General features: G+C 61.4%; 7 protein-coding genes. 3 read left to right on the top strand and 4 right to left on the bottom strand.

Going from position 1 to position 9,200, the window contains the following annotated elements; translation table 11 throughout:
• The first annotated feature begins 136 nt into the window (after positions 1-136).
• From ACMO6A_RS09330 to ACMO6A_RS09320, 3 genes are all read left to right on the top strand, one after another.
• The gene (locus ACMO6A_RS09330; RefSeq protein ID WP_009305744.1) at positions 137-976 is read left to right on the top strand and encodes a putative hydro-lyase; all 840 of its coding nucleotides are present in this window, start codon (positions 137-139) and stop codon (positions 974-976) included.
• A gap of 214 nt (positions 977-1,190) precedes the next feature.
• On the top strand, positions 1,191-2,225 hold the full coding sequence (locus tag ACMO6A_RS09325; protein ID WP_009305743.1) for a PDDEXK nuclease domain-containing protein: 1,035 nt from the start codon (positions 1,191-1,193) through the stop codon (positions 2,223-2,225).
• A gap of 67 nt (positions 2,226-2,292) precedes the next feature.
• Positions 2,293-3,057 (top strand): LamB/YcsF family protein, encoded by a 765-nt coding sequence (locus ACMO6A_RS09320; protein WP_009305741.1) that lies wholly within the window; start codon positions 2,293-2,295, stop codon positions 3,055-3,057.
• 96 nt (positions 3,058-3,153) lie between these two features.
• Here ACMO6A_RS09320 and ACMO6A_RS09315 read toward each other — a convergent pair whose 3' ends face one another.
• The 4 genes from ACMO6A_RS09315 to ACMO6A_RS09300 form a co-directional block, all read right to left on the bottom strand.
• Positions 3,154-3,933, bottom strand: coding sequence for a carboxymuconolactone decarboxylase family protein (locus ACMO6A_RS09315; RefSeq protein ID WP_009305740.1), 780 nt, complete (start codon positions 3,931-3,933; stop codon positions 3,154-3,156).
• Between the two features lie 574 nt (positions 3,934-4,507).
• Complete coding sequence (locus tag ACMO6A_RS09310; protein WP_009305739.1) at positions 4,508-5,758, bottom strand: Nramp family divalent metal transporter; 1,251 nt, start codon at positions 5,756-5,758, stop codon at positions 4,508-4,510.
• 172 nt (positions 5,759-5,930) lie between these two features.
• Entirely contained in the window at positions 5,931-8,441 is a 2,511-nt protein-coding gene (locus ACMO6A_RS09305) for a diguanylate cyclase domain-containing protein (RefSeq protein ID WP_009305738.1), read from the bottom strand.
• A gap of 117 nt (positions 8,442-8,558) precedes the next feature.
• Positions 8,559-9,200: LuxR C-terminal-related transcriptional regulator (locus tag ACMO6A_RS09300; RefSeq protein WP_418471140.1), on the bottom strand; the 642-nt coding region annotated here is incomplete at its 5' end.

Genomic DNA, 9,200 nt, shown 5'->3' with positions numbered 1-9,200 from the left:
ATCGTGCATAGCGTGCGATCTCTGCCAAGGCACGGAACACGTGACTCGGAAACAACATGGCGGTCATAAAGACGCTGCTCGAAAGCGACTTCCGAAGTGCCATAATAAGAACAACACCGAGGAAAGGGGTTCTCTTATGATGGATGCTCAAGTTCCCGTCAAGCCCGAGGGCGTGGCTGACGACGTTTGGGCGCAGATGCTTTCCGCTTCTCCGGTTGAGGCGCGGCATCTCATTCGCTCGGGGGAGTTCACGGCGCCGACGAGCGGGCTGTGTCCCGGGTATGCGCAGGCGAACCTCATCGTGCTGCCGAAGGAGCAAGCCTACGACTTCCTGCTGTTCGCGCAGCGCAACCCCAAGCCGTGCCCGCTGCTGGAAGTGACCGAGGTGGGCGCGCGCGAGGCCACCATCTGCGCGAACGACTGCGACATTGCCACCGACTTCCCGCGCTACCGCATCTACGAGCACGGCAAGCTGGTGGCCGAGGTGGAGAACGTCGAGGACTACTGGCGCGACGACCTCGTGTCGTTCGTCATCGGCTGCTCGTTCTCGTTCGAGTCCGAGCTCATCGAGGCCGGCATCGAGATCCGCCACAACACCATGGGCTGCAACGTGCCCATGTACCTGACGGGCGTGCCGTGCACGCCGGCGGGCTCCATGAGCGGCAACATGGTGATGTCGATGCGCCCCATCCCCTACGACCAGGTGGTGAAGGCGGTGCAGATCTCCGGCGCCATCCCGAAGGTGCACGGCGCGCCCATCCATATCGGAAACCCGGATGCCATCGGCGTGCGAGACATCATGCATCCCGAGTTCGGCGACCCCGTGGAAATCCGCGACGGCGAAGTGCCCGTGTTTTGGGCCTGCGGCGTCACGCCCCAGTCCATCGTCATGAACAGCAAGCCGCCCTTCGCCATCACCCACGCCCCCGGCTGCATGCTGATCACCGACACCAAGAACATCAACCTGAAAGAATAGGCTCGTTCGAACAACGCACTTGAACCATGCTCGAACAAAACGGGGACTTCGAATGAGGTTCCCGTTTTGTTATACTGCACGAACGGAGAACCAGTGCAGGCGCCGATCCTCAGATGGACGGCCCATAGATGACAGCGTGCCCCCGCTGCCCGTACCACGCCTGCAAGATCCAGCAAGATCTTCTCATCCCCGGGAATCGAAGAGGAGACTTGCCATGCCTTACGAAGAAATCGCATCCTACGAGTCCGTTTTCAATGACATCAAACTTGTATTGGAGCAGGGGCGCCGACACGCGGTAGCGCACGTGAACCATGAAATGCTGGTTACCTACTGGAACATCGGCCGCGTCATCGTGGAGCACGAGCAGACAAACCCCAATCGTGCGGAGTACGGCGCAGCGACGCTCAAGCGACTATCTCGAGAACTGACGGAAGAGTACGGTAAGGGATTCTCGCGGTCTAATTTGCAAAACATGCGCCTACTCTACTTGGATTATCCAATTTGCCAGACACTGTCTGGCAAATTGAGCTGGTCCCACTATTGCGAGCTTTTGATCATTTCAGATCCCGATAAGAGGAGCTTCTACGAACGCGAAGCGATTGCCGGCGGATGGTCGGTGCGCGAACTCAAGCGGCAGATCTCAACGTCGCTGTACGAGCGTCTGCTTCTAGCGAACAGCTCTTCAAGCGTGCAAGGCAATCCCGCTCTCGCAACCAACAGAGCTCGCGCCTTGCAACCCGCCGAGATTATCAAGGATCCGTACGTATTCGAATTCCTAGGAATCCCTGACGACGCCCCTTTACCGGAGAGCGAACTGGAACGCGCACTCATAGCACATATGGAGAAGTTCCTCCTCGAACTAGGGCAAGGCTTCATGTTCGTCGGCACACAACAGCGCATCACGCTCAACAACACGCACTATTACGTGGACATGGTCTTCTACAACAAGCTTCTTCGTGCATATGTCCTGATCGAGCTGAAAACTTCCAAGTTGATGCCTGAGGCGGTCGGGCAAATCAACATGTACCTGAATTATTACGCTCGCGAGATGAACGACGAATTCGATAATCCTCCCATCGGCATCATCTTGTGTACCGACAAAGATGTCGTTACCGCCGAATATGCACTCGGCGGATTGCAGAATGCCATATTCGCTTCACGATACGTTTCCCACATCCCCGACAAAGAACAATTGGTGCAGCAAGTGGAAAACGTGCTGCTCAGCTGGGAGCAAACCGAAAACAAGTGAAGTATTCCCCGCGCGTACGGCGTTGCTTTACAATAGGCTGAAAACCACGCACGAAAGAAGGCTGCCTATGTACCGCATCGACTTGAACAGCGACCTGGGCGAGAGCTTCGGGCGCTACACGCTGGGGCTCGACGACCAGATCATCCCGCTTGTGTCCAGCGCGAACATCGCGTGCGGGCAGCATGCGGGCGATCCGGTGGTCATGCGCAAGACGGTGGGCATGGCGAAGGACGCCGGCATCGCCATCGGCGCGCATCCGGGCTATCCCGATCTGCAGGGCTTCGGGCGCCGCGACATGCACCTGTCGCCCGACGAGGCGTACTCGTACATGCTGTACCAGATCGGCGCGCTGCAGGCGTTCTGCTCGGCGCAGGGCGTGCAGCTCGCGCACGTGAAGCCGCACGGCCAGCTGTACAACCACGCCGCCATCGATTCCGAGTTGGCAGCTGCGCTGGCGCAGGCCGTCCGCGACGTGGACCCCAAGCTAGTGCTGGTGGGCCTGGCCAACAGCGCGCTTGTGGACGAAGGCCGCAAGCTGGGGCTGGTCACGGCCGAGGAGTTCTTCGCCGACCGCAACTACACCGACGAGGGCCGCCTGGTCAGCCGCAACGACCCCGCCGCGCTCATACGCGACGAAGAACACGCCATCGAGCGCGTCAAGAACGCCATCCGCGAAGGCGCCGTGCTGTCCGTCACGGGCAAGCTGGTGGACCTCCACCCCGACACGCTGTGCGTGCACGGAGATTCCCCCAGCGCGCTGGCCTTCGTCAGCCGCATCCGCCAGGAACTCGAGCAAGACGACATCGTCATCAAAGCGGTAGGAGCGGAATAAAGGGGCACGCTCGCGATTCGGCCCCGCACGAAAAAGACGTGCGGAGCCGAATCGATGAAGGGCCGCCTCGCCCAGAGAACGGCTCCGGATGAGCACTTACTCGCCGTTGGATTCCGCCACCTGCTCGGCAGCCTCGTCGATGCAGCGCAGGGCGTTCAGGCAGCGCGGGTAGCCGATGTAGGGCACGCACTGCGACACCACCTTGATGAGGAACGCGCGGTCGTTGCCCACACGCAGGTTCGCCCGCACATGGCTGACCACCTGAGGCTCGCATCCGCCCTGAGCGATGAGCAGGCAGAACGTGATCATTTCGCGCTGTGCGTCGCTCAACCCCGTGCGCGTGTAGTAATCGCCGAAGCAGTTCTCGGCCAACCAGCGGTTGATATGGCGCGTTTCCTCGGGACCCGACTGGTAGAAGTCGGCCATATCCTCGCCGAACAGGTCGACCTGCTTCTGCGCGCCCGCCTCCAAGCGCGTGTCCTCCGTCGTGGTGGCCTGGCTTTCAAGCGGCAGCGACACCAGGCGGTGCTCCAGCAGCTCGTTCACCGCATACAGAAACGGCAGCATGCGGCCCATGCCCACGTACGGAGTGGACTGGTACACCAGCTCCTTCATTTCCACCGACGTGACGCCCACGTTGAAGGCGCCCTTCGCCATGGCCTTGAACAGGTCGATGGCCTGCGCGCCGATGAGCGCGGCCAGGATGGCCATCATCCGCGTGCGGTCGTCCAGATCATCGCTGGCGGGCACCTCGCCGAAGGCGAAGTTGTCCATGCGCTCGACGAACTCGGGATCGGTGCACGCAAGCGGCGAATCGAACCCGGGGAACAAACGGTTGCGGTAAGCCTGCGCGCGCTCTCTGTTTTCAGTAGTCATATCCGTCTCCTTCTCACGTGCTTGTTGTCTCGAGGCCATAGTACCTTCTGAAACCGCTTCCGTGAAAAATGTCACAGAAAATGATACATTTGAAACTTCGGAAGACGACGGCGAAGCTCCGCGACGCTTTGCCGCGTCGGCCGGCCGGCGAAGCTCCGCGACGCTTTGCCGCGCCGGTCCGTCAGCGAAAACGACCCGTGTAGCAAAATCCGACCTCCTGCGGCAATAATCGATCGGTTTGGTAATCCTGGAAGAACCCGAACCGCCGTTTCGACGCCCGGCCGATATCGTCTTCGCACGTTTGCCCAGTTCGGAAAGTTAGCGCACGAAGAAAGCGGTAAAAGAGGATTACCAAACCGGTTTATTTTTACCCCGCGGAACCGATTTTCGGCTCATCGACCTTGCGGGAACGAAACGGCTCAGCGCCCAGCAGCATGCGCTGCTCCGCACCTCGCCCGCGCGCTCCGACAGCGCTCTTCGCGCTCGCCCCCACCCCACATCCCTCGAAAACACGCGTGCCCGCCGAAACCGGCGGGCACGCGAACGCACTCGATAGAAGCAGGACCAACCGCGGTTAGGCGCCGACCAGCGTCTGCAGCGACGCGAGGAAGCTGGACATGTTGCGCCAGCACATGAACAGCGTGATCACGATGATCACCACGCCTGCGCAGTTCGCGAAGATGTGGTTTCGCCACTTGCCCAGATCTTTGCCGTTCGCGCAGTACAGCACGAAGAACGCCATGATGGGCAGCAGGATGGCGTTCGCCGCCTGAGCCACAAGGATCAGTTCGGTGGGGCTCTTGCCCAGCGCCACAGCCATCACGCAGCCGCACACCAGCACGATGATCCAGATGAGCTTGAAGCGCAGATCCTTCGTCGTCTTCTTCCAGCCCAGCACGCCGTTCACGGCATAAGCGGCCGAGAACGAAGCGGTAATGGCGCTGGAGAAGCCGGCGCACAGCAGACCGAGGCCGATCATCCACGTGGCCCACGAGCCAAGAAGCGGCTGCAGCGCCAGCGCCATGTCCTTGCCATTCGTCACCACGGTGTCGGTGCCGTAGATGTTGGCGGCGGCGCAGATGAGGATGGCCATGGAGATGATGCCGCCCAGACCGATGCTCAGCACCGTGTCGAAGCGGGCGTCGGACACCTGCTCGGGATCCTTGAAACGCTCGGAGGCGCCGGAGGCGTGCAGGAACAGGTTGTACGGCACGATGGTGGTGCCGATGAGGCCCACCGCCGTGAGGATGCCCTTCGACCCCTCTTCGGGCAGCGTCGGCACGAACAGGCCCGTGGCGATGGCGCCCCAATCAGGGCTGGAGGCGATGGCCGTGACGAAGAACACCACGCCCATGAACACGACGATGGCCGTGAGGATAACCTCGACCACCTTGTACGAGCCAATCCACATGGCGACGAACGCCAGAATACCCAGAACGATGACGATAGGGATCATCGGCACGTCGGGAAGCACGGCCTGGATGCCCAGGATGCCGCCCGTGATGTTGCCCGTCTCGTACGCGATGTTGCCCACGAAGATGGCGATGAGAACAATCACGATCGCAATCCACATAAGCGCCTTGTTGGGAATACGATCGCGGATGTTTTCACCCAGACCCTTGCCCGAAACGATGCCGACGCGCGACGCCATCTCCTGGAAGATGATGGTGGCCACCGTGGCGAACAGCAGCGCCCACAGCATGGTGTAGCCGTAGCTCGCGCCTGAAACCGTGCAGGTGGTGACGGTGCCTGGCCCGATGAAGCCTGCGGCGACCAGTGCGCCGGGCCCGACGTTCTTGAATTTCTGAACGATAGAGCTGCTCATACCCTCTCCTTTCGAATCTCTCTCGGACGGACGATTTCCTCTCGTCCTCCCATGATCCCCATTGCGCGTTTCGTCCTCGTTGCGAACGCGCTTGCTTCCATTGCCGACACGCAGATGCGTCGAACAGATGGATGTACTTTAGCAGAATAAAGGCCGCGCGTATATGCCGAGGTTACGGAGCGGGCGCCGCTTTCGGCGACCGCAAAGCACCGTCGGCAAGGCCGCACCGGTTGCGGCCGTCGCGCTTGGCGGCGTACAGGGCTTCGTCGGCGCGGCCGTAGAGATCGTCGAACGTATCACCTGCATGCGCCAGCACAACGCCGACGCTGATCGTGACGCGGCAGTCCGTTCCCGGATACTCATGGCGCTCTACCGCTCGCCGCAGCCGGTCGCACTTCCCCAGCACGACGTCCGTCGAGCCGACGCGGTCGAGGTACACCATGAACTCGTCGCCGCCCAAACGCCCCACCACGTCGCCGATGCGGAAGTTCTCTCGCAGGATGCGGGCGATATCGGCCAGCACGAGATCGCCCACGAGATGACCGTGCGTATCGTTCACGTCTTTGAAGCAATCGACGTCCACGACCAGCAAGGCGCCCCGCTCGCCTCCCGCAAGCGCATCCAGCTGCTGCCCGATGCGCAGACGAGTGGTCTCGGAATTCAGCAAGCCCGTGAGGCTATCGCGTTCGGCGCGCGCCACGAGCTGGTCTTTCTCCCGCCGTTCTTCGTCGATGACCTCGATTTTGCCCACCGTATGCGCCACGCGCCCCGACGCGTCCTCCACCGGATCCACCGTCACGCGCAACCAATGCTCGATGCCGTCCGTATCGGGCATCCGCACTTCTTCGACGCGATGCTCTTTGCCGCCGAGGAGTTCGGCGAACGAACGCTTGCGCTCCTCGTCAAACACCGCCGGGGCGTCGCACTCGAAGGCGAACGGCTCGCTGAGCCCTTGTTGGCCTTTCCCAGGCATCGAGATGATCAGCCTTTTCGTGCGGCAATCGAACTCGAAGAAGCTGTCGTCGCACAGCGCGTACAACCGCAGGCGCTTCTTGAGGTCGAACGCGGTCTTCGCGTTGCTTCGCGCGCGCAACCCGAGAATTATCAGCACGAACAGAACCACGATCAAGCACGTTGCCGACGCCACCGCGAGCGCGATGGCCGGATTCGCATGCACGAGCTCGCCCAGATCAACCGGCCGCTCGCGCAATACGTTGCCGTTGATGACCGCCTGGCGCTCGACCTCGGTGAGCGACCCTACCGCGCGATCCACGATGCCCAGCAGCGTCGTGTCGTCCGAACGCACCACCCCCAGGCTCACGCGGCGCGGCTCGTACGTCTGGGGCGCAATGCGCACGTCGCGAAATTCCGGCGTGTTCAGGAAATACTGCGTCATGTACTCGTCCACGTACGTGTAATCCGCCTCGCCCTTGAACACCGCGCGCAAACAAGAGGCAATTGAGGGAAACTGTATCGCATCGCCCAAAAAACCGCCATCGTAGCTGCTAGAGGAGGAAATCGCCAGCCGCTTGCCCGAAATGGCGCCATCGGCAACGCTCTTGTTCGCCACGAGCACGTACGAAGCGCTCACATACGGCTGCGTCAGCGCGAGGTTTCGCTCGTTGGCCGTGGAATAGTCGCGATCGATGCCCGCGACCATGTCGATAGAGCCCGCCGCCTGCAAAGCGTCGAGAGCCTCCACCGTCTCGGCGGCAACGTATTCGAATCTCAGTCCCGTCTTCTGCGCCACGGTCTCAAGTATATCCACCGCAATGCCCTTGACCTGGCCGTCTTCTTGATATTGGTACGGCGGTTGATCGCTCAGCACGCCCACCCGCACCGGAGCAGCGCCTTCGACGAACGACTTCTCGACATCCGTTAGCAAGAACACGGGAGACGCAACGGAGAAATGCCTATCGCGCAAACGCGCCCTGAAAAGAGGATCCACCTGGTCGATGCGGTCGAGCGCGTCGTCGAGCTCGCCGGCCAATGCACGATTATCGAGCGCTACGGCGAAATACAAAGGATGAGTTGTCATATGAACGACAGTGCGCAACCCCGTAGTATCCGACATATCGGCTGCAAGCTCCACATCGACCCGACCGTTCAGCACGGCGTCGCGCGCCTCGCCGGCATCGGCGAATCCCACCGTTTCGTAAGGGATTTCGTTCTGCGCGCAGAACGCTTCGAGGTCGCTCGCGAGAGGAGAGCCTTCGATCACCGCCACACGCAGCGGGTGATCGGAAGTCGCCTCGTCAAGAGGGTCATCGGACACTTCGGCAGCGGTTCTGAGCACCACGTTCAAGGCAGCAAAGCTGTCGCGCGTGAAGGCGAGCGACTCTCGACCCTCTTGCGTCGCCATCAAGCCGACGGCAACATCGGCATCACCCGCACCCAACAAGTCTCGCAGGGTCTTATAGGCAGCCGGACCCGAGCCTTCCACCGGAACGAACTCGTACGACCATCCCGTATACTGCGCCAAACGTTCGAAATACTCGTAGGTGTACCCCACAAACGCCCCCGACTCGTCTGCCGGCGACATCGGCTCCTGCTGCACGTACGCGACGCGAATGACGCGAGCAGAATCGGAAGGCGCTTCGTCGGCGTACGCCCGTGCAGGATCGAAAACGGAAGGAAGAGCGCCGAAAACCAGCAGCAGAAGAAAGGTCGCGAGCGAAAACACGGCAAGAACGGCCCGCCAAGGGCCGCATTCAGATCGCGTTTCCTCTTCTTGCCCCAATCCCCCGCTCGCTTCCCCTCGTAAATGCTGTCATTATACTCCCCTTGACTCGATCCTGTCTCACATTCCCTCCTCACCCGAGCGTTCGATGAGGTCGATCACCTCGTCGCGCGAGTGCACGTCAAGCTTCTGGTAGATGGACTTGATGTGGTACTTCACCGTGTTCTCCGATACTACCAGCTTCTCGGAAATCGCGCGCGCGGTGCGCCCTTGCCCCAGATGCACGAGGATCTCCGACTCGCGCGGCGTAAGCCCGTGCGCCTCCGCCACATGCGCGCAGCGCGCCTCCAGCGCGTCGCCCTGCTGCTCGGCGGTGGGCGCCCCTTCCTCGGCCACGGCGTCGAAGCCGCACAGGGTCTTGTCTTTGAACAGAAACAGCGACACCATCGCCAGCAGATAGATGGCAACCAGCGCCACCGCCGTCAGCGCGATGTCGCCCTGCCCTAGCGTATGCGCATTCAACATGCCAACGAGGGCGCCGGCCATCTGCGCGGCGTTCGTGCACACAAGCGTGCACGAGAACAGCAACGCTGCCGGCAGTTTCGTGTCGTGCACCGTATGCGCCACCATGCACCACAGGATGATCCCGGCCACCAGCGTTCCCAACTGGGCGCACGCGTTCGCCAAGCCACCTGCGCCGTTCCAGATGAGCGGCAGCAGCAAAAAGCCCGCCGCCGACAGCGGAAGCGCCATACGGTACAC

Source organism: Eggerthella sp. (genome assembly GCF_048329335.1).
Lineage (GTDB): Bacteria > Actinomycetota > Coriobacteriia > Coriobacteriales > Eggerthellaceae > Eggerthella > Eggerthella lenta.
This window is presented reverse-complemented; position numbering and strand designations above follow the sequence as displayed.